Source organism: Rhizobium esperanzae (assembly GCF_014197615.1).
Lineage (GTDB): Bacteria > Pseudomonadota > Alphaproteobacteria > Rhizobiales > Rhizobiaceae > Rhizobium > Rhizobium esperanzae_A.
In genome coordinates this window covers 1-25314 of the sequence record NZ_JACIFY010000017.1, presented here as the reverse complement: position 1 = coordinate 25314, position 25314 = coordinate 1, and the positions used below count along the sequence as shown (strand labels likewise).

Sequence of the window (25314 nt, the reverse complement as noted above, 5' to 3'; positions counted from 1 at the left end):
CTGGACTGATGGGCGAATGGTGTTTGGCGCGAAAGCGGCGTAGCCTGTCTGCCGGCAGGGGACACCGGTGAGATCATGACGCGCGTGCAGCAAATCGGTGTCGTTATCGGCCTGGCGATCGTGGCTCTGCTCACGATCCTGCGGGCAGGCGATCCCGGGCTTTTCAAGCTGATCCGCGGCGTGACATTCGATGAATATCAGCGGCTGCTTCCCCGCACCTTCGAGCCCATGCCCGTCTACGTGATCGACATCGACGAAGCCTCGTTGCGCGAATTCGGCCAATGGCCCTGGCCGCGGGACCGGCTGGCTCTCCTGGTGGACCGGCTTTCGCAAATGGGCGCCTCGGCCATAGCCTTCGACATTCTTTTCTCCGAGCCGGACCGGTTGTCGCCGCGCAACGTCGTGCGCGAAGTCGCCGGCGTCGATCCTTCGCTCGCCGAGAAACTGCCCGACAATGACGAGACATTCGCCCGCTCGATTGCCGAAAAGCCTGTCGTGCTCGGCTTTGGCCTTTCCAACGAGGGCAATTACCGTCCACCCGTGAAAGCGAGCTTCGCCATCAAGGACGAAAGCCCCGTCTCGGCTCCGCCCTATCTCGGCGCCTCGACGCCGCTCAGGCCGCAATTGGAGGCCAATGCGGCGGGCCTTGGCCATATCAGCCTCAATCCTGGCAGTTCCTCATCGGTGGTGCGCACCGTCCCCTTGTTCCTGACGGATGGCGAGCAGCTCTATCCGAACCTCGCGATCGAGGCGCTGCGCGTCGCGCAGGGAGCGTCGACCTACGTGGTCTCCGGAGCACGCGGTCGCGCCGGCATCATGACATCGGTGAAGATCGGGGAGTACGTCGTGCCGTTGACGGCGGCCGGCGAACTCTGGCTCTATGTTACCCCCGACCGGGCCGAGCGGTATATATCCGCCCAGCAGGTGCTTGCCGCCGACGGCCCCTCTCCTGAGGTCGCGGCCGCCATCGAGGGCAGCATCGTCTTCATCGGCACATCGGCATCCGGCCTGCAGGACATTCGCGTCACGGCGCTCGGCGAGAACGTTCCCGGCGTTTCGCTGCATGCGCAGACCGTGGAGCAGATCCTCTCCGGTCGTTTCCTGTCGCGGCCCGACTGGGCGGATGGGATGGAGATCATGATGATCGCCATCTTCGGATGTCTGCTCGTCGTGGTGACGACCTTCGTCAGCCCGGCCGTCGCGCTGGTCTGCGGGCTGCTGATCACGGCAATGGCGCTGGTGGCGTCCTGGCTGTCGTTTCTCTACGCCGGGCTTCTTCTCGATCCGCTGGCGCCGATCATCAGCGGATCGATCATCCATTTCGCCGCGACCTCGTTCAAAATCCTGGTGATCGACCGAGAACGGCGGGAGGTGCGGCGAGCCTTCGGCCATTATCTCTCGCCGTCGCTGCTCCATCGCATCGAGCATACCCGCGATGCATTGCGCCTCGGCGGCGACGACCGTGAACTGACGGTGATGTTCGTCGATGTCCGAAGCTTCACCGAGATCAGCGAGCGGCTGGCGCCGACGGATGTCGTTGCGTTCCTCAACACGCTGCTCGATGCGCTGAGCCGCCATGTGGTGGCCAATGAAGGCACGCTCGACAAGTTCATCGGCGATTCGATCATGGCGTTCTGGAATGCGCCGGTCGACGTGGCCGATCATGAAACCAAGGCGGTACGCGCCGCGCTGGCCATGCGCGAGACGCTCGTCGAACTGAACGCAGGCGACGCTTTCGGCTTCGGACCCGGGCAAAAGGTCGGGATCGGCATCGGTATCCATACAGGTCTTGCCTGCGTCGGCAATATGGGTGCCAAGACGCGCTTCAACTATTCGGCGGTCGGCGATGCCGTCAACGTCGCGGCGCGGCTGGAATCATGCTGCAAGGAGGTCGGCTTCGATATTCTGATATCCGACAGCACGGCAAGGTCGCTGCAGGGAATGGCGCTGATCGAGGCTGGCGCCATCCCGCTCAAGGGCAAGAGCAGCCGAACACAGATCCTCGCCGTCGTCGGCGACGAACGCGTTGCAGCATCCGCTGAATTTTCAGCCCTTGTCGTCGTCCATCAGCAGTTGATGCAGGCCCTGCTTACGCATTCGAAGAACACCCGCAAGCTGATCGGCACGGCAAAGCTCAGGGCGGCGGGGGTCATCGACGGCCTGGCGGAATTTTACCAACGCATATCCGGCCGGACCGATCATTTCCGCGACGTGCCCGAAAGGGTCGAAAAGAGCGCCGCAGACTGACGGGTTTCAACGACCGCGATTGAAATTCCGGCCTCTGTCGTGGGTGCGATCATTGTCACGATCATGATCGCGATCGCGATGTCCATGATGGTCGCGGTCGTGGTCACGTTGATCCTCGCCGTGATTCCCCGGCTTGCCGTCATCGTCATGCCGGCCATGGCCCTCGTGCTTGTCAGGCCTATCCGGTTTGTCATGATGCGGCCTGTCATTGTGTGGCCTGTCATAATGCGGCTTGTCGGGCTTGTTCGGTCGCTCCTTTTGCGGCTCGACCTGTCTCTGTGGCGGATCCTGTCTTTGCGGGGCAGGTGCTAATGCCGGCGGAGGCCGCTGTCTGTCTTTTCTCTCCGGCGCGGCTGACGCCATATTACAGCCGCCGAGCATGCCGATGCCGCCTGCAAGTCGTTGGTTGCCGGAGAGGAAGGGGAGGGCGCGGGGATTTCCGAGCGTATCGAGAACGCTGGGATCGACCGGGCGTGCTGCCGACATATTGCCGTTCGGCTTGGCCACCACGCAATCGCAGCGCTGCTGCAACTGACGGCAACCGCCCGGACCGCAAAAGCGGGCCGCGCCGTTCAACAGGACAACGGCGGTCGTGCCATCCGGGCCGACATAGAAATCGAAAGCGGTGCCGCGCACGCCGATCGTGCCGGCGGGCGTCAGGATCTGGTAGGCCGAGGAGTTGGAATTGCCGCTCACCCAGCGGAAAGTTCCCTTCGCCGCTCTGATGGTGAGTTTCTTGACCGACTGTGAATCATCGAAGACATATTTGTCGATGACGACCGAGGAGCCCCAGCCGACCGCGAGTTTGGTGCCGTCGCGGAACAGGAACTGGCCGAGCCCGGATTGCGATGTCCGGATGCGCTCGTCGCGGTGCACGCTGGTGTTGACTTCGATTGGGCCGTCTTGTCCGCTCACTTCTGTCTTGATAACGACAGCCTGGCCGACCGGCTCGGCGGCGGACGCCGGCCCGGCGATGCAAAACGCAATGGCGAGCGCCTGCAGTAATGAACGCCGACCCCACATGATACACGAACCCCGGCAATGCCGCGAGAATTAACATTTTAGTAACTGCTTGTCTGCTCGCCCTCTTGGATTAAGGCCTGCCGGCGGAAAGGCCGTTTTTTCGGCGTCATGTCGCTTAGTGTCAAAAGCAAAGCGCTCGGCTGTCGCAAAAGAGCCGTTGTGCCGCAATTGGATTTGCGATTTGTATGGGCACGGAGAACAGCCCTTTCCCGAAGGAGAAGAAGGCGGATGCGGAAATATTCGGTTTTTGCCGTGGCGAGGGAGGCCCTTCGGGGCCATAGGGGCTGGGAGAAGCAGTGGACTTCGCCGGAACCGCGCGCCGAATATGATGTGGTCATCATCGGTGGCGGCGGCCACGGGCTGGGTGCTGCCTATTATCTCGCCAAGGAGCATGGCATCACCAATGTGGCGGTGATCGAGAAAGGCTGGCTGGGCGGCGGCAATACCGGCCGCAACACCACCATCATTCGTTCGAATTATCTCTACGAAGAGAGCATGCACATCTACGAGCATTCGATGAAGCTCTGGGAGGGGCTTTCTCAGGAGCTCAACTACAATGTGATGTATTCGCCGCGCGGCGTGATGATGCTCTCGCACAACATCCACGACCAGCAGTCCTTCAAGCGGCACATCCACGCCAACCGGCTCTACGGCATCGACAATGAATGGCTGACGCCGGAGCAGGCGAAGGCCTATTGCCCGCCGCTCGACATCTCGGCCAGCGCCCGCTACCCGATCAACGGTGCAGCATTGCAGCGCCGCGGCGGCACGGCGCGCCATGACGCGGTTGCCTGGGGTTATGCGCGTGCAGCCTCGGACCGTGGCGTCCACATCATCCAGAATTGCGAAGTGACCGGCATCCGCCGCGGTCCGGATGGACGGGTAACCGGGGTCGAGACCTCGCGTGGTTTCATCGGCGCCAAAAAGGTCGCCGTGTCGGCGGCGGGCCATACGACGACCATCATGAAGATGGCCGACGTGCGCGTGCCGCTGCAATCGAGCCCGCTGCAGGCGCTGGTCTCCGAGCCGCTGAAGCCGATCTTTCCATGCGTCGTCATGTCGAACACGGTGCATGCCTATATCTCCCAGTCCGACAAGGGAGAGCTCGTCATCGGCGCCGGCACCGACCAGTATAATTCCTACTCCCAGACCGGCGGGCTGCAGATCATCACGCACACGCTCGACGCCATCTGCGAACTCTTCCCGATGTTCCGGCGCGTCAAGATGATGCGGCAATGGGGCGGCATCGTCGACAATACGCCGGACCGTTCGGCGATCCAGTCGAAGACGCCGGTTCCCGGGCTCTACGTCAATTGCGGCTGGGGCACCGGCGGCTTCAAGGCAACGCCGGGTTCGGCCAATCTCTTCGCGCATCTGATTGCCCGCGACGAGCCGCACAAGTTCAATGCCGGGCTGACGCTGGAGCGTTTCCGCAGCGGCCGGCTGATCGACGAGGCCGCGGCGGCGGCGGTGGCGCATTGATGATGAACGCTGTCCGGACGCTCGCTCCTTTCGTCGCTCACCCCCTCATCCGCCTTGCAGGCACCTTCTCTCCGCTGGGAAGAAGGAGAGGAGAAGGAAATTCCACATGCTGCTGATCCATTGCCCCTATTGTCAGGAAGAGCGCTCCGAGCTCGAATTCCGCGGTGCCGGTGACGCGCATATCGTGCGGCCCGCCGATATCGCCTCGGTTTCGGACGAGGAATTCGAAGAGTATTTCTTTCTGCGCGACAATCCGAAGGGTCTGATCTTCGAGCGCTGGCGGCATATTCACGGCTGCGGGCGCTTCTTCAACGCGGCGCGCGATACGGTGAGCGACAAGTTCATCATGACCTACAAGGCGGGTGAGCCGAAGCCGCGGATCGGTGCGGAAGCCGAGCAGCACGGGCCTGTCGAGACATATGAAGCCGTGGAAGGAGAGGCGCAATGAGCGGCGTGAACCGTATCGTCGGCAAGGGGCGCCTGACACCGGCCAGGACCGCGCGCTTCAGCTTCGACGGCCAGACCTATACGGCGCTTGAAGGCGACACCGTCGCTTCGGCGCTGATCGCCAACGGTGTGCACCTTGTCGGTCGTTCGTTCAAATATCACCGGGCCCGCGGCATTCTGTCGGCAGGCGCCGAGGAACCGAACGCACTGATCGACGTCGCCCGCGACAAGGCGCGCAAGCAGCCGAACGTGCGCGCTACTGTGCAGGAAGTCTTCGACGGCATGATCGTCAGCTCGCAGAATCGCTGGCCGTCGCTGGCCTACGATATCGGCGCGGTCAACAATCTGATGTCGCCGTTCTTCGCTGCCGGCTTCTACTACAAGACCTTCATGTGGCCGCGCGCCGCCTGGAAAACCATCTACGAACCGCTCATCCGTCGTGCCGCCGGTCTCGGTGTCGCGCCGACTGAGGAGGATCCGGATCATTATGCCAGCCGCTACGCTCATTGCGACGTGCTGGTGGTCGGCGCCGGCGTTGCCGGGCTTTCAGCGGCACTGGCCGCAGCCCAGACCGGCGCGAAGGTGATCCTCTGCGACGAGCAGGCGGAAGCCGGCGGTGCCCTGCGCTACGATGCCGGCGTCACGATCGACGGCCAGAACGGTTATGCCTGGGCGCAGAAGACCGTGGCGCAGCTGAAGGCGATGGACAATGTCGAGGTGCTCACCCGCACCACCGCCTTCGGTTACTACAACCACAATTTCATCGGTCTCGCCGAGCGCGTCACCGATCATATCGCCAAACCGTCGAGCGATCTGCCGCGCGAGCGGCTGTGGCAGGTCCGGGCCAAGCGGGTGATCCTCGCCAACGGCGCGATCGAGCGGCATATGGTATTTCCGAACAACGACCGGCCCGGCATCATGCTGGCTTCGGCGGGACGGATGTATCTCAATCATTACGGCGTTGCCGTGGGGAGCAATGTCGGCGTCTACACGGCGCATGACTCCGCCTATGAGGCGGCGTTCGATCTGAAACGGGCAGGTGTTTCGATCGCTGCCATCGTCGATACCAGGCAGGCGCCGGGAGCAGCGGTGCTGGAAGAGGCACGCGCGCTCGGCATCGATGTTCTCACAGGGCAATCCGTCGTCAACACGGCGGGGCGGCTGCGCATCTCGTCGATGACGGTGGCGCGTAACGGCGGCGGTTCGCCGCGCAAGATTGCGGTCGACGCGCTGCTGGTTTCGGCCGGCTGGACGCCGTCCGTGCATCTGTTCTCGCAGTCGCGCGGCAAGGTGGCCTTCGATGCCGAAAGCCAGCGTTTCCTGCCCGGCAACTATGCGCAGGACTGCCTTTCGGTCGGCGCCTGCAACGGCACCGACGACCTGCAGCGGACGATCGAGGAATCGCTTGCCGCCGGCGAGCTGATGGCACAGGCCACCGGCAAGAGCGGCGGCGAGAAGATCGCGATTTCGGCCGAGCAGGCCTATGAGTGGACGGGCGGCATGATCGGCGCTGCCGAAGGTGCAGGCCCGAAGACCAACGCCAAGGCCTTCATCGATTTCCAGCACGACGTCTGTGCCAAGGATATCCGTCTCGCTGTGCGCGAGGGTATGCATTCGATCGAGCATATCAAGCGCTTCACGACCAACGGCATGGCCTCGGACCAGGGCAAGCTCTCCAATATGCACGGCCTGGCGATTGCCGCCGAAATGCTCGGCAAGGAAATCCCGCAGGTCGGTCTGACCACCTTCCGGGCGCCCTATACGCCCGTTACCTACGGCACGCTGATCGGCCACTCGCGCGGCGAGCTGTTCGATCCGACGCGCAAGACGCCGCTGCACGCCTGGGAAGAAGCGCACGGCGCGGTCTTCGAAGACGTCGGCAACTGGAAGCGCGCCTGGTTCTATCCGCGCGCGGGCGAGAACATGCATCAGGCGGTTGCCCGCGAATGCCGGACGGCACGCGAGTCGGCAGGCATCTTCGACGCCTCGACGCTCGGCAAGATCGAGGTGGTGGGGCCGGATGCGGCTGAATTCCTCAACCTGATCTATACCAATGCCTGGGACACGCTGAAGCCCGGCAAGGCTCGCTACGGCATCATGACCCGCGAGGACGGCTTCGTTTACGACGACGGCGTCGTCGGGCGACTGGCGGACGATCGTTTCCATGTGACGACCACGACCGGCGGTGCGCCGCGCGTGCTGCATCATATGGAAGATTATCTGCAGACCGAATTCCCGCACATGAAGGTGTGGCTGACCTCCGTTACCGAACAGTGGGCAGTGATCGCGGTGCAAGGGCCGAAGGCGCGCGCGATCGTCGAGCCTCTCGTCGAGGGGCTCGACCTTTCGAACGAGGCCTTCCCGCATATGAGCGTTGCCGAGTGCACGGTCTGCGGCGTGCCGGCGCGGCTCTTCCGCGTCTCCTTCACCGGCGAAATCGGCTTCGAAATCAACGTGCCGGCCGATTACGGCCAGTCGGTGCTTGAAGCGATCTGGGCCAATGCCGAGCCGCTAGGCGCCTGCGTTTACGGCACGGAGACGATGCACGTTCTTCGCGCCGAGAAAGGTTACATCATCGTCGGACAGGATACCGATGGGACCGTGACCCCCGATGACGCCGGACTTTCCTGGGCGGTCTCGAAGAAGAAGAAGGATTTCGTCGGCATCCGCGGGCTGAAGCGGCCTGATCTCGTCAAGGACGGGCGCAAGCAGCTTGTCGGCCTCGCCACCAAGGATCCGAAACAGGTGCTCGAAGAAGGCGCGCAGGTCGTTGCGAACCCGAACGAGCCGAAGCCGATGACCATGCTCGGCCACGTCACATCGGCCTATTGGTCGGAAAACTGCGGCAGGTCGATCGCCTTCGCCCTGGTCGCCGGCGGCCGGGCGCGGATGGGCGAGACGCTTTATGTGCCGATGCCGGACCGGACGATCGCCGTCGAAGTGACGGATCTGGTATTCTTTGACAAGGAAGGGGGCCGCATCCATGGCTGACGTCGCAATTCGCAAGCCGGTGCTTGCCGGCCGTCTCGGCGGCTCCGCAACGGTACGCCTGACGATCGCACCGGTCGCAAGCAGGGTAGCGCTGCGCGCGCCGGCGGAATCGCTGGCAGCGCTGTCCGCCGCTCTCGGTCTGTCCGTGCCGACCGCCCCGAAGACATCCAGCCGGGCCGGTGCGCGATCGGTGCTCTGGATCGGACCGGACGAATGGCTTGTCATCGACGAGGCCGGCGCGGATCTGATGGCCGTTCTTTCCGGTGTCGGCGCCGTGCACTCGGCGACCGACGTTTCCCACCGCAATGTCGCCATCATCGTCTCGGGACCGGGCGCGGAGACGACGATTTCCGCCGGCTGCCCGCAGGATCTGTCGCTTTCTTCCTTCCCGGTCGGGGCTGCATCGCGCACGATCTTCGGCAAGGCGGAAATCGTGCTTCTCCGCACGGATGAAGAGACGTTCCGGGTGGAGTGCTGGCGGTCGTTTTCGGATTTCGTCTTCGGGCTGCTGAACGAGGCGGCTGACGACGCCGGGCATTGAGGCTTGAGGGATAGCTAACCCGGAAAGGCTCGAAATGCTGCACCATGCTTCCCTCGGCGTTTCCGATATCGAGCGGTCGGCGGCATTTTACGATGCCGCTCTTGGTGCCCTCGGTTATGTCAGGGTCTGGGAGGACATCAGGCCGGGGCAGACGGGACAGGCAGTCGGCTACGGCCTTGCCGGCGGCGGGGACAAGCTGGCGATCAAACATCGGCCGGACGGCCAGCGGCCGGCCGGCCCGGGTTTCCATCTGGCTTTTGCCGCGCCGAACCGCCAGGCGGTCGATCGATTTCACGCGGCGGCAATCGCCCATGGCGGCGATGACAACGGTGGTCCGGGCTTACGCCCCCACTATGGCGAACATTATTATGCGGCGTTCGTGATGGATCCGGACGGGCACGCACTCGAGGCCGTCTGCAAATCGGCTATCTGAACCCAAGCACCGTTCTGCTCAAACGTCCTCGGGACGATCCTTCGGGTCGAACTGGATAATGGTGATCCATTTTGCCGTCAGCGCCGGCTTCTTCTCGTTTTCGATCTCGATCGTCACGTCATAGGTGGTCATCAGCATGCCACCGCCGCGGAAGCGGGCATCGGAGAGCAGGAAACGGCCGCGCACCCGGGCGCCGCTCTTCACCGGCGTCATGAAGCGGACACGATCGAAGCCGTAATTGATGCCCATGGTCTGCTCGCGCACTCTCGGCAGGCAGTTGTAGTTCATCGCCGACAGCAGAGACAGCGTCAGGAAGCCATGGGCGATGGTGCCGCCGAAGGGGCTCTCGACCGCGGCGCGCTCGGGATCGACATGAATGAACTGATGGTCGTCGGTCGCCGCTGCGAAAGCGTCGATCATCGTCTGGTCGACGGTGATCCAGTCCGAAAGGCCTGTTTCCATGCCGATCAGTCCCCGCACGTCGGAGAGTGAAATTTCCGTGACCATGAATTCCTCGTGAAATAGGCCGCCGGCCAAAGCCTTATCGTGCATTTATGACGATTGCGACAAGGATTTGCGTGAGGAAGGGGAGGCGGTCATTTTTCCGCAAAAAAGGCGACGGAGCGTGGCTCGACGGTTACGCAGGCGCCGGCTTTTTTCGTCCCCTCCGGCGTCAGTTGGCGCCAGCTCGGCTCGCCCTCGCAAGGCAGCGTGAAGAGTTGGCGGCTTTCCGAGCGATTGAAGAGCACGGCAAGCCGGGTTTGCCTGCCGCGCAGCGAGCGGTCACCCGTCGCAAGCAGCATGCCGAGGGTGGAAAACGCCGGCGTCTCCCATTCGGCAACGGTCATCGGTTCACCCGAAAGCGAGATCCATTCGACATCGCCGTTGCCGGACAGGAAACCCGTTTCGGAAAAGACCGTGAAGCGACGGCGCAGTCCTGCGACGAAGGCGGTATGGGCGACGAGATCCTCGTCCAATGCCTTCCAATCCAGCCAGGTGATTTCGTTGTCCTGGCAATAGGCGTTGTTGTTGCCGCGCTGGCTGCGGCCGCCCTCGTCGCCTGCCGTCAGCATGATGCTGCCGCGGGTGGCAAAGAGCGTCGATATCAGCGCCATCACATCGTCCCGGCGGCGCTTGCGGATCGAGGGATAGACTGTTTCCCCCTCGACGCCGTTGTTCCAGGAATGGTTTTCGTTGTGGCCGTCACGATTGTGCTCGCCATTGGCGTCATTGTGCTTGCCGGCGTAGGAGACGAGATCGGTCAGCGTGAAGCCGTCATGGGCGGCAAGGAAATTGACGCTGCGCGTCTCGCTGCCCCCGCTGCGGGAGAAGATGTCGGAGGAGCCGGCAAGTGCCGTTGCGAGCGAACCGGTCTTCCAGTCGTCGCCGCGCCAGTAGCAACGGAGATCGTCGCGAACCCGGTCGTTCCATTCCAGGAAGGGGCTGGGGAAATTGCCGAGTTGATAACCGCCCGGGCCGATATCCCAAGGTTCGGCGATCATGATCCGGTCGGCAAGCACATCGTCGGAAAGGATCGCGGCAAGCGTCCCGCCGTCCAGCTCGAAGCCCGTCGCGGTGCGGCCGAGCACCGCGGCGAGATCGAAGCGAAAACCGTCGACGCCGGCGTTCAGCACGAAATGGCGCAGGCTGTCGATGACGAGACGTCGGACCTGAGGATGATCGCAGGCGAGCGTATTGCCGGTGCCGGTGTCGTTGACCAGTTCGCCCGGCCCATTCTGGGCGTGGCGGTAATAATGCAGGTTGTCGAGGCCGCGCAGCGACAGCGTCGTCCCGTAACGGTCGCTCTCGCCGGTATGGTTGAAGACGAGGTCGAGGATGACGGCGATGCCTTCGGCATGGAGGGCTGCGACCGTCTCGCGCAATTCCCTTATGCCGCCCGGAACGATCCGCGGATCGAGCGCCATGAAGGCGACGGGATTGTAGCCCCAGCCGTTGGTGAGGCCGAGCGGTGGCAGATGGCGTTCGTCGATCCAGGCGGTGATCGGCATCAGTTCGACGGCATCGACACCAATCCGCTTCAGATGCGCGATGACGGAGGGATGGGCAAGAGCTGCGACCGTGCCGCGCTCAGCCTCCGGCACATCGGGATGGAGAATGGTGAAGGGTCGCACCGCCACTTCATAAATGAAGCCGCCCGGCTTGAAGAGCGGCTTGCCGATTGCGGCTGGGCTATCGGTGGTGACGATCGCCTTCGGCGTCAGATCCTGGCTGTCCTCGCCATAGATGCCGAGGCGGGGATCGTAGCGGAACGGCCGGTCGATCTCCTTGGCGTAAGGGTCGATCAGTAGTTTGGAGGGATCGAACCAGAGGCCGTTGTCAGGCGCGTAGATCCCGTCGGCGCGATAGCCGTAGCGAGCCCCCTGTTTCAGTCCGTCGACGAAGAGACGATGGGTGTGATCGCCATCGCGCGCCATCGGCAGGCGCGCGAATTCCCTGTCGCCGTCATCATCGAAGAGGCAGAGTTCGATCTGTGCGGCATCATGCGACCACACCGCAAATTCGACGCCGGTCTCGAAGACGATCGCGCCGCCTTGCGCCGAACTCTTTCCCCGCATAGTCCCCCCGGATCAGGTGATCACGGTTGGCGTATCGCGTCCCGTGCGTTCCCGAATGCTGGCAATGCTTTCGGCGGCCGCGATCAGATCGGCGAGCGCTTCCTGCGTTTCGATGTTGTGGCGAGTCGAGTCCGGCTCGTAGCGTTCGATATAGACGCGCAAGGTTGCGCCAGACGTGCCGGTACCGGACAGGCGGAAGACGACGCGGGAGCCGCCTTCGAAGAGGATGCGGATGCCCTGATGCTCGCTCACCGATTTGTCGATCGGATCGTGATAAGCGAAGTCGTCGGCCTTTTCGACCTTCAGGCTGCCGAAGCTCTTGCCGGGCAGGCTGGAAAGCTGGCTGCGAAGATTGTCCACCAGGCCGTTCGCCGCATCGGTATCGAGGCCTTCGTAATCGTGGCGCGAATAATAGTTGCGGCCATAGGTCTGCCAGTGCTGGGTGACGATATCGACGACGCTCTCGCCGCGCACGGCAAGAATGTTCAGCCACAGCAGTACCGCCCAGAGACCATCCTTTTCGCGGACGTGGCTGGAGCCGGTGCCGGAGCTTTCTTCGCCGCAGATCGTCGCCATGCCGGCGTCGAGCAGGTTGCCGAAGAACTTCCAGCCGGTCGGCGTCTCGTACATGCCGATGCCGCGCTTTTCCGCAACGCGGTCGGCAGCCCCCGATGTCGGCATCGAACGGGCGATACCGGCCAGGCCGCCGGAATAGCCGGGCGCGAGATTGGCGTTGGCGGCGAGAATCGCAAGGCTGTCGGAGGGGGTGACGAAGATGTCGCGGCCGATAATCAGGTTGCGGTCGCCGTCGCCGTCGGAAGCGGCGCCGAAATCGGGTGCGTCGTCACTCATCATCTCATCGAAGAGTTCCTTGCAGTGAACCGGGTTCGGATCGGGATGATGGCCGCCGAAGTCCGGCAGCGGCATGAAGTTGCGAACCGAGCCCAAGGGAGCGCCGAGACGATTTTCGAAGATTTCCTTGGCATAGGGACCGGTGACGGCGCTCATCCCGTCGAAAGCGATGCGGAAGCCGAGGCTGATCAGATTGCGGATGGCGCCGAAATCGAACAGTTCCTCCATCAGGGCGGCATAGTCCTCGACCGGGTCGATGACCGAGAGGATCATGCCGCCGGGAAGCTCGTCCTTGCCGATGCGGTCGAGATTGACGTCGGCGAAATCGGCGATCTTGTAGCTGTCGATCGTCTTCGAGCGCGCATAGATCGCGTCGGTGATCTTCTCCGGGGCCGGGCCGCCATTGTTGATGTTGTATTTGATGCCGAAATCTTCGGTGGGGCCGCCGGGATTGTGGCTGGCCGACAGGATGATGCCGCCGAAGGCCTTGTATTTGCGGATGATGTGCGAGGCGGCCGGCGTCGACAGGATACCGCCCTTGCCGACCATGACCTTGCCGAAGCCGTTGGCGGCGGCCATCTTGATTGCCTTCTGGATAACCTCGCGATTGTAGTAGCGTCCGTCGCCGCCGATGACGAGGCACTTGCCCTGATAACCTTCCAGCGAATCGAAGATCGACTGGATGAAATTCTCCGCATAATTCGGCTGCTGGAAGACCGGAACCTTCTTGCGCAGTCCCGACGTGCCGGGTTTCTGGTCCAGATAGGGCGTGGTGGGTACGGACTTGTTCATTTTAGTTCACATGCCTTTCGAGACGAGGCTTGAATAGAGGGCAGCGTAGCGTTCGGCGCTCTTCTCCCAGGAGACATCCGATTTCATGCCTTGCTTTTGCAATTGGGTCCAGAGTTTTCGGTCCGCGTAAAAATGCATCGCACGGCGGATGGCCTGTAGCATGCCGGTTTCCGTCACGGGTGAGAATTGTATGCCGGTTGCCACTTTCGCCGCAAGTGCGGCATGATTGGCGTCGATCACTGTATCATTCAGCCCGCCGGTGCGGGCGACGATCGGCACGCAGCCGTAACGCAGGCCGTAAAGCTGGGTCAGGCCACAGGGTTCGAAGCGCGAGGGGATGATGATCGCGTCGCAGCCGGCCTGCATCAGATGCGACATCGGCTCGTTATAGCCGATCGAGACGCCGATGCGGCCGGGATGGCGGCTGGCGGAGGCAAGCAGGGCGCCTTCGAGTGCGGCTTCGCCGGAACCGAGCACGACGAGCTTGCCGCCCATGGCGACGATTTCGTCGGCGACGTTGGCGACGATATCCATGCCCTTCTGCCAGGTGAGGCGGCTGATGACGCAGAAGATCGGGGCGTCGTCATTGTCGAGACGGAAGAATTCGGAAATCGAGCGCCGGTTCTCCTCACGGTTCTTCAGCGTCGTCGGGCCATAATGGGTGTGGACGACAGGATCGGTCGCCGGATTCCAGATATCGGTGTCGATGCCGTTGACGATGCCGTGAAGATCATCGATGCGGCTGGCGATGACACCGTCGAGCCCCATGCCGAATTCCGGCGTCAGGATCTCGTCGGCATAGGTGGGGCTCACTGTGGTGATTGCGTGGGCGGTCTTCAGGCCGCCCTTGAGGAAGCCGACAGTGCCGTAATATTCGATGCTTTCGGTGGCGAAGGCATGAGCGGGCAGCCGCAGGCCGGGAAAGATCTCGGAGCCGAACTGGCCCTGGAAGGCGATGTTGTGGATGGTCAGCACGCTCGGCAGTTCCGGCGTCGGATAATAACGCATATAGACTGAGGTCAGCGCTGCCTGCCAGTCGTGGGTGTGGACGAGATCCGGCCGCCAGCCGGGCAGCAGCCCGGCGGCAATCTCGGAGGCAGCGAGCGACAGGGCGGCGAAACGCCGCCAGTTGTCAGGATAGTCCTTGCCGAGCGGATCGAGATAGGGGCCGCCCGGCCTGTCGTAATAGGCCGGCGCATCGAGGACGAGCAGATCGAGGCCCTCGTGCTCAACCTCCAGCACGGTCGCCTTCTCACCGAGCAGGTCGGGGAATTCGAGCCTGACGATGGGGTCGCGAATGACCTTCATGACGGCGGGATAGCCGGGCAGCAGGGTCTTGGTCTCGACCCCGAAGGCTTTCAGGGCAATCGGCAGGGCGCCTGACACATCGGCCAGGCCCCCTGTCTTGATCAAAGGGAAGACTTCGGACGAAACCGAAAGAACTTTCATAAGTCAGATATCCAGCTTGTCGATCATCGGTTGAGTGATCAGGCAGATGCCGCTTTCCGTCCGCCGGAAGCGTTTGGCGTCGAGTTCGGCATCCTCGCCGACAACAAGACCTTCCGGAATGACGACGCCATGGTCGATCACCACATTCTTGAGCTGCGCCCGCCGCCCGATCTTCACGTTCGGCAGGATGACCGCGCCTTCCAATTTGGAGAAGGAGTTGGCCCTGACACCGGTAAAGAGCAGGCTGTTGTTGAGGCTGGCGCCTGAGATGATGCAGTCGCCCGACACGACGGAGGAGGTGGCCGAGCCGCGGCGATCCTCGTCGTCATGGACGAATTTCGCCGGCGGGGTGATCTCCGCATAGGTCCAGATCGGCCATGACTTGTCGTAGATGTCGAGCTCCGGAACGATCGCCGTCAGGTCGATATTGGCCTGCCAATAGGCGTCGATCGTGCCGACGTCGCGCCAGTAGGGCTCGTGCTCGAAATCGGAGCGGACGCAGGATTTGGCGAAGCGGTGGGCGACCGCCTTACCGTGCTGGACGATATAGGGGATGATGTCCTTGCCGAAGTCGCGGCTCGAGCTCGGGTCGGCGGCGTCGCGGCGCAGCGCGTCGAGCAGGAATTTGGTGTGGAATACGTAGATGCCCATCGAGGCAAGGGCAAAATCCGGCTTGTCGGGAATAGGCGGCGGATCGGCCGGCTTCTCGACGAAGGCGATGATCTCGTCCTTGTCGTTGACATGCATGACGCCGAAGCCGGTCGCCTCCATGCGCGGCACTTCCAGGCAGCCGATGGTGACGTCGGCGCCGGAATCGACGTGCTGCTGCAGCATCCATTCATAATCCATCTTGTAGACGTGGTCGCCGGCGAGAATGACCATGTATTCGACACCGTAATCCTCGATGATGTCGATGTTCTGATAGACGGCGTCGGCGGTGCCTTCATACCATTGCGTCTCGGAGACACGCTGGCTGGCCGGCAGGATGTCGAAGCTCTCGTTGCGCTCGGGGCGGAAGAAGTTCCAGCCGCGCTGCATATGGCGGATCAGCGAATGCGCCTTGTATTGCGTGGCAACGCCGATGCGGCGAATGCCGGAGTTCAGGGCGTTCGACAGGGCGAAATCGATGATGCGGGCCTTGCCGCCGAAATAGACGGCGGGCTTTGCACGCCGGTCGGTGAGTTCCTTGAGACGGCTCCCCCTGCCGCCCGCCAGAACATATGCCATTGCATCGCGGGCAAGTGGCTGAACGCGCTTTTCTACCATTTTCTCCTCCCACCAGTCATTAATTTTCAGGTTCAAGCATGATTGTCGCCAAGGGCGGCAGGGTAATCGAGCAGGTGATGTTGCCGCCGGCATCGACGGCCTGCACGCGCCCGCCATTGCCCTTGCCGCTGCCGCCGTAGATATCGGCATCGGTGTTCAGTATTTCCCGCCAGCGGCCTGCAATGGGCAGGCGGATCATGTAATTTTCGCGGTAGACGGGGGTGAAATTGGTGATGACGGCGATCGGCTTCTGGCCCGGCGCCTTGCGCAGCCAGGCAAAGACGGAGTTCTGGTGGTCGTCGGCGACGAGCCATTCGAAACCTTCGCCCTCACAGTCACGCTCATGCAGCGCCGGCTTGCTGCGATAGGTGAAATTGAGATCGCGCACCAGACGGCGCATGCCCTCGTGCATGCGGTATTGAAGCAGGTTCCAGTCGAGCGACTTTGCCTCGCTCCACTCGCTCCACTGGGCGAATTCCTGGCCCATGAACAGCAGCTTCTTGCCGGGATAACCCCACATATAGGCGTAGTAGGCGCGCAGATTGGCGAATTTCTGCCAGTCATCGCCCGGCATCTTGGCGATCAGCGAGCCTTTGCCATGGACAACCTCGTCATGCGAGAGCGGCAGCACGAAATTTTCCGAATAGGCGTAGAGCAGGCCGAAGGTGAGCTCGTTGTGATGGTGGCCGCGATATATGGGATCGCGGCTCATGTAGCTCAGCGTATCGTGCATGAAGCCCATGTTCCACTTGAAGCCGAAGCCGAGGCCGCCTTCATGCACGGGCTGCGAGACCTTCGGCCAGGACGTCGATTCCTCGGCGATGGTCATGACGTTGGAATGCTGGCCGTAGATGCGGATATTGAGATCCTGCAGAAAGCGGACCGCTTCGAGGTTCTCGTTGCCGCCATATTCGTTCGGGATCCATTCGCCGTGCTTGCGGGAATAATCGAGATAGAGCATCGAGGCGACGGCATCGACGCGCAGGCCGTCGAGATGGAATTTCTCGGCCCAGTAGAGTGCGTTGTTGACGAGATAGGAAACGACCTCGGTGCGGCCGAAATTGTAGATCGCCGTGCTCCAGTCCGGGTGGAAGCCTTTGCGCGGGTCTTCGTGCTCATAGAGGGCTGTGCCGTCGAACCAGCCGAGACCATGCTCGTCGGTCGGGAAATGCGCCGGCACCCAATCGAGGATGACGCCGATGCCGACTTTGTGGCAGCCGTTGACGAAACGGGCAAAACCTTCCGGCTCGCCGAAGCGGGCGGTCGGCGCGTAAAGGCCGGTCGTCTGGTAACCCCAGGAAGGGTCGTAGGGATGCTCGGTGATCGGCAGGAATTCGATATGGGTGAAACCCATATCGGCGCAATAGGGGATGAGGCTGGAGGCAAGCTCGTCCCAGGAAAGCATCGTGCCGTCCTGCCGGCGCTGCCATGAGGCGGCATGCACCTCGTAGATCGAGATCGGCTGCCGGCGCTTGTCGGCCTCGCGCCAGTGCTTCAGATGGGCTTCGTCTTCCCATTCCTGCTCCAGCTCGGCGGCGGTGATGGAGGCGGTTTTCGGCCGAAGTTCGCTGCGGCGGGCGAAGGGATCGGCCTTCAGCGGCAGCAGTACGCCGTCCTGGCCGCGGATCTCGAACTTGTAGGCAACGCCGATCGGGACATCGGGAGCAAAGATTTCCCAGATGCCGCTATCGGCGCGGAAGCGCATGACGTGGCGGCGGCCGTCCCAATTGTTGAAATCGCCGACGACCGAGACGCGTTGCGCATTCGGGGCCCAGACGGCGAAATGGATGCCCTGGGCGCCATCGTGCTTGATGAGGTGGGCGCCCATCTTGTCGAACAGGCGCAGATGCGAGCCCTGCCGGGCAAAATAGTCGTCCATCGGCCCGAGCACCGGACCGAAGCTATAGGGATCGGTGACGGCCCATTCGGCATCGCCGCGCCGGGCGCGGTAACGCACCGGCTGGAGCTTGGTGAGCGAAACCGGGCCGGCGAAGAAGCCATCGGTGTGACGTTGCTTCAGTTCGCCGATGACGCCGCCGTCGAGCGTCATGGCGGTCACTTCGTCTGCGCCCGGGATGAAACACCGGGCGACGAAGGCGTCGCCTGCCTGGTGCACACCCAGCACGGCAAAGGGATTGGAATGCGATCCGGCAAGGATCGCCGCGATTTCATCTGCCGAAATTTCCCAGGAAAGCTTTACTTCAGGGACGTTTTTCGGCGTTTTCATCCGGCTCTCCAGATTTCGTCTGCATATTGCCTGATCGTACGGTCGGACGAGAACCAGCCCATCCGCGCCGTGTTGTTGATCGTCTTGGTGTACCAGGCGGACTGGTTGGTCCAGATCTGGTCGACTTCGCGCTGAGCCTGGGCATAGGCGTCGAAATCGGCAGCGACCATGAACCAGTCGTGGGAGTAGATGCCGTCGATCAGTGCCGTGTAACGGTTGCGGTCATCGGGGGAGAAGACGCCGGAACCGATGGCCGAAAGCGCCTGGGCGAGTTCGCGCGATCCCTCGATGATGGCGCGGGGATTGTGGCCGTCGCTGCGGACCTTCGCGACCTCGTCGGCCCTGAGGCCGAAGATGACGATATTGTCCTCGCCGACATTGTCGCGCATCTCGACATTGGCGCCGTCGAGCGTGCCGATCGTCAACGCGCCGTTCAGGCCGAACTTCATGTTGCCGGTGCCGGATGCTTCCATGCCGGCGGTCGAGATCTGCTCGGAGAGGTCGGCGGCCGGAACCATGACTTCGGCGAGCGAAACATTGTAGTTCGGCACGAAGACGACCTTCAGCAGGCCGCGCACCGACGGGTCGTTGTTGATCGTGCGGGCGACGTCGTTGATCAGCTTGATGATCAGCTTGGCGTTGTAGTAGCTCGGTGCCGCCTTGCCGGCGAAGAGTTTCACGCGCGGCACCCAGTCGAGCTCCGGATGCGAACGGATCTGGTCATAGAGCGCGACGGCTTCGATGATGTTCAGAAGCTGGCGCTTGTATTCGTGGATGCGCTTGATCTGAATGTCGAACATTGCCGACGGGTCGAGCTTCACGCCCATGCGGCTGGCGACGAGATTGGAAAGCGCCACCTTGTTGGCGCGCTTCACCGCCGCAAACTTCTGCTGAAAGGTCGGGTCGGAGGCGAATTTGTCGAGCGGCGTCAGCTTCTCGGCATCGTCAAGGAATTCGTCGCCGATTGCTTCGCGGATCAGGCCGGTGAGGCCGGGATTGCACTGCTGCAGCCAGCGGCGCGGCGTGATGCCGTTGGTCTTGTTGTTGATGCGGTCGGGATAGAGCTTGTGCAGGTCGGCAAAGACCGTGACCTTCATCAGTTCGGTGTGCAGCGCCGAGACGCCGTTGATCGAGTGCGAACCGATGAAGGCGAGGTTGCCCATGCGTACGCGGCGGTCGCCGCTTTCCTCGATCAGCGAGATCGAGCGGATTTCGCTGTCGGAGAAGTTTTTGCCCTTGCGGGCTTCGAGCAGGATCTTGGCGTTGATCGCGTAGACGATCTGCATGTGGCGCGGCAGCAGCCGCTCGAACAGCGGAACCGGCCAGCTTTCCAGCGCTTCGGGCAGAAGCGTATGGTTGGTGTAGGAGAAGGTGCGGCGGGTGATATCCCAGGCCTGATCGAAATCCAGGCCGTGCACGTCGCAGAGCAGGCGCACGAGTTCGGCGACCGAGACGGCGGGATGGGTGTCGTTCAGCTGGATTGCCACCTTATCAGGCAGCGAAGTGAAATCGTCATATTGCTGCAGATGGCGGCGCAGGATGTCCTGCAGCGAGGCCGACGAGAAGAAGAATTCCTGGCGCAGACGCAGTTCCTGACCGGCAGGGGTGGCATCGGCAGGATAGAGAACCCGGGTCAGGCTTTCGGCCTTGTTGCTTTCGCGCAGCGCACCGATATGGTCGCCGGCATTGAAAGCATCGAGCAGGATCGGATCGATCGGCTGCGCAGACCAGAGGCGCAGCGTGTTGACGCGCTTGCCGCGCCAGCCGACGGCCGGCGTGTCGAAGGCGGCGGCGATGACGCGTTCGGCCGGCTTCCAGACGTAGCGCGGCTGATCGTCGTGGGTGGTGATGAATTCGACGGCGCCGCCGAAGCCGATTTCATACGAGCTTTCGCGGCGTTCGAACTCCCAGGGATTGCCGTGGGCGAGCCAGTTCTCGGGCAGTTCCACCTGCCAGCCGTCGGCCATCTGCTGGCGGAAGAGGCCGTGGACGTAGCGGATGCCGTAGCCATAGGCGGGAACGTCGACCGTCGCCATGCTTTCCATGAAACAGGCGGCCAGCCGGCCGAGACCGCCGTTGCCGAGCGCGGCGTCCGGCTCCAGGCCGGCGATGACGTTGACGTCGACGCCGAGCGAGGCAAGCGCATCGCGCACCTCTTCCATCAGGCCGAGGTTGGAGACGGCATCGCGCATCAGGCGGCCGATCAGGAATTCGAGGGAAAGATAATAGACGCGCTTGGCGCCGGTTGCATAAACCTCGCGGGTGGAGGCCATCCACCGATCGATGATGCGGTCGCGGACCACCAGGATCGTCGCCGTCAGCCAGTCATGCGGCTTTGCCACCTTGGCATCCTTGCCGATGCGGTAGGTCAGACGTTCGATGATTTCTTCGGCGAGAATTTCCGGCTTTGAGCTGCGCGGGGCGGGGGAGGGAATAACTGGCTTGGAAACGGTATTCATGGTCAGATCTCGCCAATTTTAATTTGGTTTCAGGCTATTAAGCCTGATCTAATCGATTTGTCGCTTGTCTCAGCCACAGTTTATGCATCGTTAGGAAGCACTTGCAACAAGGGATTTGGACAAACGAAAAATTTGCGAAACCTTCATATTCCGTGGGTTCGAGGGGATTGATTTCAATCGCTTTTCCCGATCAGGTGGGTGGGATAGTGACAACGAAAAGCCGCGCCGTTTTGTTCCGGCGCGGGTGAGTTCCTTCCCGGGATGACCATACCACGTCATTCAATGGCTTCCACGGGTAGCTCGCTGCTCTTTTACAAAAGCGAGCATCTTCCTGGGAGAGACGGCTTGATCGGAACCGCGCTCTTTGGCGCCGTAGCATATAGCCACGGCATTGTAGATGGCGGCTCTCCGATCGAGATGATACTTTCTACTCAGTTCTATAGCCACTATTGCCTTAAATATCCGGGATATTCGCAGGCGGCTAGGCAATCCAAACCGACATCGAATTCATCAGCAAGGCTTTCAACCGCGTTGAGGGATCCACGTCCGCAGAATTCGCATTTTCCTCAACATGCTTCCCGTACAGCCAAACCGTGCGGTCGCTATTGATACGCGGCGAATCGTGGAAATTTACTATAGGCGCTAGGAGACACCGATTACAAAGCGAGCGCTGCCAAGGACGCGGCAAGCGCCGGCACCATCACCACCAACCCGATCTTCATAAACGCCCAGGCTCCGATCTCCACACCTTCACGGCGAAGCGCATTCAGCCAGAGTATCGTGGCGAGCGAGCCTGTCACCGAGAGATTGGGGCCAAGATCGACGCCGATCAGTACTGCGCCGGCGACCTTGTCGGGAATATGCGCCAACTGAACCGCACTACCGGCGAACAGTCCAGCTGGAAGGTTGTTGACGAGATTGGAGGCCAGCGCGACCATAAAGCCGGAGCCAACAGCGGTCCAGGTCGGAGCCAGCGACGCATAGTTTGAAAGTTGTTGCGCGAGAACGTCGACTAGTCCCGTCCCGTTCAAGGCCTCCACGACGACAAACAATCCGGCGACGAGCGGCAACACGGTCCATGATACGCCTGACAGGATCTGCAGCGGACTTTTCCTGGTAACCAACAAGACTGCCGCAGTTGCCAGACAACCGGCCAGAAACGTGGGAACCCCCAGATCGAAATGCATGGCTGATGCGCCGAGCAATAGGACGGCGGTTGCGCATAGTGCGAAACCAGTCAGCTTTGCACTGTGCGACAACATAGCGGGCGGCAAATTCAAAGCGACGCTGTCGGCCGCGATCACCGAGCGCTGGGTCCAGTGCAATGCAATGAACGTGACGATAACAGAAAGGATCGAAGGCAGGCCAAAGGTCGCAATCCAGTGCGACAGCGGCGGCATGTCCCCGCCTCCAAAAATGACCAGATTGGCGGGATTGGAGATAGGAAGCACGAAACTTGCCGCGTTGGCGATGAAGGCGCAGATGAGAAGATAGGGCATCGGATCTTTTACCTTCGCTGCCCGACAAGCCGCATAGACGGCAGGTGTCAGAACGACCGCCGTGGCATCGTTCGACAGAAACACGGTTACAACGATCCCCACCACGTAGATGAGGACAAACAGCCGCTTGGGCGATCCCTTGGCGTGTGTTACGGCAATCGAGGCCAACCAGTCGAAGAGGCCTTCCTGCCGCGCGAGTTCCGACAACAGCATCATGCCAATCAGGAAAAGGTAAACGTCGAGACCCTTTGCAACACCCGTCCATGCATCGCCGAGACCGATCATGCCGAAGACGATCAGCAGGGCCGCCCCAACGAAAGCCCATATGGCCTCCGGCCAGGCGAAAGGTCTGGTGATCACCCCGAGTGCGGTCAGCCCGGCTATGCCCCAGGTCAACATTACAGCATTCATCCTATTTCCAAGCTGGTGTTCTAAGTTTTGTGGACACATCGCAGTCAGTTATTGGCCGCGGATCTATATCGATTTTCTGCGACGGGGCAATATTGTCCCGACCGATCAGAAAGGCGGCGAAAGCCAGGGCGGCGACACCGCCGTGAACCCAATAGGCGAGCCCGTATCCGCCTATGTCGGTGAGCGTGCCAGCGACGATATTGCTGAACGATGCCCCTATCCCCTGCACGGTCATAACGGCGGCGAGACCGACATTGAACCGCCCTGTGCCGGCGAGTATCCGCTCGACCGCGACCGGGGTTGCGATGCCGATGAGACCAGCGCCGACGCCATCGAGGATTTGCATCGGGAAGATCGCGGCGAAATCGGTAAAAGAACCCGCAATCGCACCGCGGACCGGCAAGGCGAGTAATCCGATGGCGAAAATGCTCGCCAGGCCAAAGCGGCGGATAAGAGACGGTGCAGCAAGAGCGACGCCCATCATCGCCAGTTGCGAGACTCCCGTGATCAATGCCGTAGTGCGGAACGGCGTGCCTAGCTGTATGGAAAAATCTTGAGCGATGAGACGGCTTATGGGCGCATTACCGAAGTGGAAAATCATCAGCGTCACGGCAAGCAGGAAGAGACCCTTACTGCCGAGAAGGACGGAGTATCCAGATGGGCCGGGCGATCCATCGTCATGCGCCAAGCCGCGCGCCACGCCATGGTTGATCCTTTTCGGGTCGATCGCGAGCGCCGCCATAACGGCAGCGATTGCGGTCAAAACCATGAGCCCAATCACGCCGCTTAAGCCTAATGCGACGGTGGTTGCATATATGGCAGCGAGCGAGGCAACATTGCCAAGATGGTTCCAAAACTCGTTTTTCGCAACCTGATCCGAAAACCGCCTCTCACCGACAAGACCCAGCGTCAGCCCCATCAGCGCCGGACCGACAACGGCGCCAACGATCGCTGTGACCGACTGACCGCCGAAGACGGATGCATTGCCGGGACTGGCAAGCGTCCACAAGGCCGCTGCTGTAACCAGGATCACCGGTATGATGATCAGCATTCGTTTGCGATGGGATCCATCGACCCAAGCCCCGAATAGCGGCGTCGCGATCATTCCGAGCACACCACCGAGTGTGGCGATGATACCGAGCGTCATGGGTGACCAGCCATTTGTCGCCAGAAAACCGTCGAGAAACGGGCCAAGGCCATCGCGCGCATCGGCAAGGAAGAAGTTCAGAAACGCAAGCGCCACCAACGATCGGTCGGTCGGCCTGTCCGTGACGTGGCTTGCATGCTTGTCACTCTTGCTCATGTTGCTTTTAGAGGTGATAGCCGCCGGGAACGGGCAATGAACGACAAAGTTCCAGGCGGCTGATATCGGGCATCAAAAGGCCAACTCGTTACGGCCTGCCGTGACGGAGAAAGTCCTCCAGCGGACCGTGACGCGGCGGGCCGCCGGCCTGTCCTAGCACCTCGACGCTGCCGTCTTGGCGGACGATGTAGGTCGCGTGCAGGAAGCCGCGCTCGAAACGGCCTTGGACGCTGATAGCTTCATTGAGCCCCACGAGCTTGCCATCTTCGCCGGCTGGCCCGGTCTCGACCAGGGCCCGTCCACTGTCGTCCTGGACGATGAACTTATTGCCGAAGACTTCGGCTACCCTTCCCTTGACGGTGACCACGCTCCAATCCGGCATGGCCGAGATCGCGACCGGCGTCATGGGGGCGAGTTCCATGCTTGGATGGGTCAGTTTCATTGCGCCAGCGCCGGCGGCAGCTCCGAGCGCCAGGATCGCAAATACGGTAATCCCGAACGCCGCCAGACGACGTGTCCGATGCCTATGAGGTGGCTTAGGATGCGGGTGCTTGCCGACCTCGGCCTCGTGATGATTGTCGGATGCGTTTTGGTCCAAGGTTGACATGGAAATCTCCTGTTCTGGTTTGACGGGAGAGTTTTATCAGTGTGGTGCCACCACGGACCTGAACCTTGCGGTTCAGGTTGAGTTAAGCCTTACTGGCTTAGCAATCGGCGATCTCCAGACAAAAATGGACCAAACATGCGCGTGCTTCTTGTCGAAGACGATACCGACCTATCCAAGCGAATTGCCGCCAGTCTGCGGGCAGAAAGGTTTGTGGTCGATATCGCCCGGAACGGCGAAGATGCCCAGCACGCCGGCCTGACCGAGATCTACGATGTTGCGGTTCTCGATCTGGGATTGCCCAAGATCGATGGCGTATCCGTTCTTAAAGCATGGCGGGCCGCCGAGCGCACGTTTCCGGTGCTGATCCTGACGGCGCGTGACGGTTGGCCAGACAAGGTCGAAAGCTTCAAAGCGGGGGCGGACGACTTTCTCACCAAGCCCTTCAAGGTGGAGGAACTCGTGCTGAGGCTTCGCGCACTCGTCCGGCGCTCGGCCGGGCACGCCAGCTCGAAGATTACGTGTGGACCCGTAGCATTCGATGCCCAGCTCGGCACGTTCGAACTTAGCGGCTTGCCGTTGAAGCTCACGGCCCTCGAATGGCGCGTCTTATCCTGTCTAGCAGGCTGTTGAAAAAGAAGCTGGCCTGGAGGCTTTCGCCGTGATTCACTCGCTCGTCGAGTTTTGGAGTGATGCATGCGCGGCGGCGATG

At 61.7% G+C, this 25314-nt stretch carries 17 protein-coding genes and 1 pseudogene; 7 read left to right on the top strand and 11 right to left on the bottom strand.

Annotation, left to right across the window (positions count from 1 at the left end; all coding sequences use genetic code 11):
• Positions 1-75: 75 nt before the first annotated feature.
• A complete protein-coding gene (locus GGD57_RS21275) occupies positions 76-2247 on the top strand; it encodes a CHASE2 domain-containing protein (RefSeq protein ID WP_184472254.1) in 2172 nt (723 codons plus the stop codon).
• 6 nt (positions 2248-2253) lie between these two features.
• Here GGD57_RS21275 and GGD57_RS21270 read toward each other — a convergent pair whose 3' ends face one another.
• Positions 2254-3270, bottom strand: a complete 1017-nt coding sequence (locus GGD57_RS21270) for a FecR family protein (protein ID WP_184472253.1) — start codon at positions 3268-3270, stop codon at positions 2254-2256.
• A gap of 228 nt (positions 3271-3498) precedes the next feature.
• Between GGD57_RS21270 and GGD57_RS21265 the strand changes: the two genes are divergently transcribed.
• The 5 genes from GGD57_RS21265 (at position 3499) to GGD57_RS21245 (ending at position 9164) form a co-directional block, all read left to right on the top strand.
• Positions 3499-4752, top strand: coding sequence for a sarcosine oxidase subunit beta family protein (locus tag GGD57_RS21265; RefSeq protein ID WP_085738386.1), 1254 nt, complete (start codon positions 3499-3501; stop codon positions 4750-4752).
• Positions 4753-4858: 106 nt separating this feature from the next.
• Entirely contained in the window at positions 4859-5200 is a 342-nt protein-coding gene (locus GGD57_RS21260; RefSeq protein ID WP_085738385.1) for a sarcosine oxidase subunit delta, read from the top strand.
• Complete coding sequence (locus GGD57_RS21255; RefSeq protein WP_184472252.1) at positions 5197-8190, top strand: sarcosine oxidase subunit alpha; 2994 nt, start codon at positions 5197-5199, stop codon at positions 8188-8190. Before GGD57_RS21260 ends, GGD57_RS21255 begins: the two co-directional genes overlap by 4 nt.
• Complete coding sequence (locus GGD57_RS21250) at positions 8183-8731, top strand: sarcosine oxidase subunit gamma (RefSeq protein WP_184472251.1); 549 nt, start codon at positions 8183-8185, stop codon at positions 8729-8731. Before GGD57_RS21255 ends, GGD57_RS21250 begins: the two co-directional genes overlap by 8 nt.
• 34 nt (positions 8732-8765) lie before the next feature.
• The gene (locus GGD57_RS21245) at positions 8766-9164 is read left to right on the top strand and encodes a VOC family protein (protein ID WP_184472250.1); all 399 of its coding nucleotides are present in this window, start codon (positions 8766-8768) and stop codon (positions 9162-9164) included.
• Between the two features lie 18 nt (positions 9165-9182).
• On the opposite strand, the gene GGD57_RS21240 is transcribed toward GGD57_RS21245, so the two are convergent.
• The 10 genes from GGD57_RS21240 to GGD57_RS21195 form a co-directional block, all read right to left on the bottom strand.
• Positions 9183-9671 (bottom strand): MaoC family dehydratase, encoded by a 489-nt coding sequence (locus tag GGD57_RS21240; protein WP_184472249.1) that lies wholly within the window; start codon positions 9669-9671, stop codon positions 9183-9185.
• 89 nt (positions 9672-9760) lie between these two features.
• Positions 9761-11740, bottom strand: coding sequence for a glycogen debranching protein GlgX (gene glgX, locus GGD57_RS21235; protein WP_184472248.1), 1980 nt, complete (start codon positions 11738-11740; stop codon positions 9761-9763).
• Between the two features lie 12 nt (positions 11741-11752).
• Complete coding sequence (locus GGD57_RS21230) at positions 11753-13384, bottom strand: alpha-D-glucose phosphate-specific phosphoglucomutase (protein WP_184472247.1); 1632 nt, start codon at positions 13382-13384, stop codon at positions 11753-11755.
• Positions 13385-13390: 6 nt separating this feature from the next.
• The gene (gene glgA, locus GGD57_RS21225; protein ID WP_184472246.1) at positions 13391-14833 is read right to left on the bottom strand and encodes a glycogen synthase GlgA; all 1443 of its coding nucleotides are present in this window, start codon (positions 14831-14833) and stop codon (positions 13391-13393) included.
• Between the two features lie 3 nt (positions 14834-14836).
• Positions 14837-16099, bottom strand: a complete 1263-nt coding sequence (glgC, locus tag GGD57_RS21220; protein WP_085738378.1) for a glucose-1-phosphate adenylyltransferase — start codon at positions 16097-16099, stop codon at positions 14837-14839.
• A 19-nt stretch (positions 16100-16118) separates the two neighbouring features.
• Positions 16119-18326 carry a 1,4-alpha-glucan branching protein GlgB gene (glgB, locus tag GGD57_RS21215; RefSeq protein WP_184472245.1) on the bottom strand — a complete coding sequence of 736 codons (2208 nt, stop codon included), beginning with the start codon at positions 18324-18326 and terminating at the stop codon, positions 16119-16121.
• Positions 18323-20785 carry a glycogen/starch/alpha-glucan phosphorylase gene (locus GGD57_RS21210; protein ID WP_184472244.1) on the bottom strand — a complete coding sequence of 821 codons (2463 nt, stop codon included), beginning with the start codon at positions 20783-20785 and terminating at the stop codon, positions 18323-18325. The genes glgB and GGD57_RS21210 overlap by 4 nt, the downstream gene beginning before the upstream one ends.
• 656 nt (positions 20786-21441) lie before the next feature.
• Positions 21442-22695 carry an arsenic transporter gene (locus tag GGD57_RS21205; RefSeq protein ID WP_184472243.1) on the bottom strand — a complete coding sequence of 418 codons (1254 nt, stop codon included), beginning with the start codon at positions 22693-22695 and terminating at the stop codon, positions 21442-21444.
• Position 22696: 1 nt separating this feature from the next.
• Positions 22697-23998, bottom strand: a complete 1302-nt coding sequence (locus tag GGD57_RS21200) for an MFS transporter (protein ID WP_184472242.1) — start codon at positions 23996-23998, stop codon at positions 22697-22699.
• An 88-nt stretch (positions 23999-24086) separates the two neighbouring features.
• On the bottom strand, positions 24087-24605 hold the full coding sequence (locus tag GGD57_RS21195) for a hypothetical protein (RefSeq protein WP_246713710.1): 519 nt from the start codon (positions 24603-24605) through the stop codon (positions 24087-24089).
• 135 nt (positions 24606-24740) lie between these two features.
• Between GGD57_RS21195 and GGD57_RS21190 the strand changes: the two are divergent.
• Positions 24741-25223, top strand: a pseudogene (locus GGD57_RS21190) (response regulator); the annotation flags it as partial.
• Positions 25224-25314: the final 91 nt, after the last annotated feature.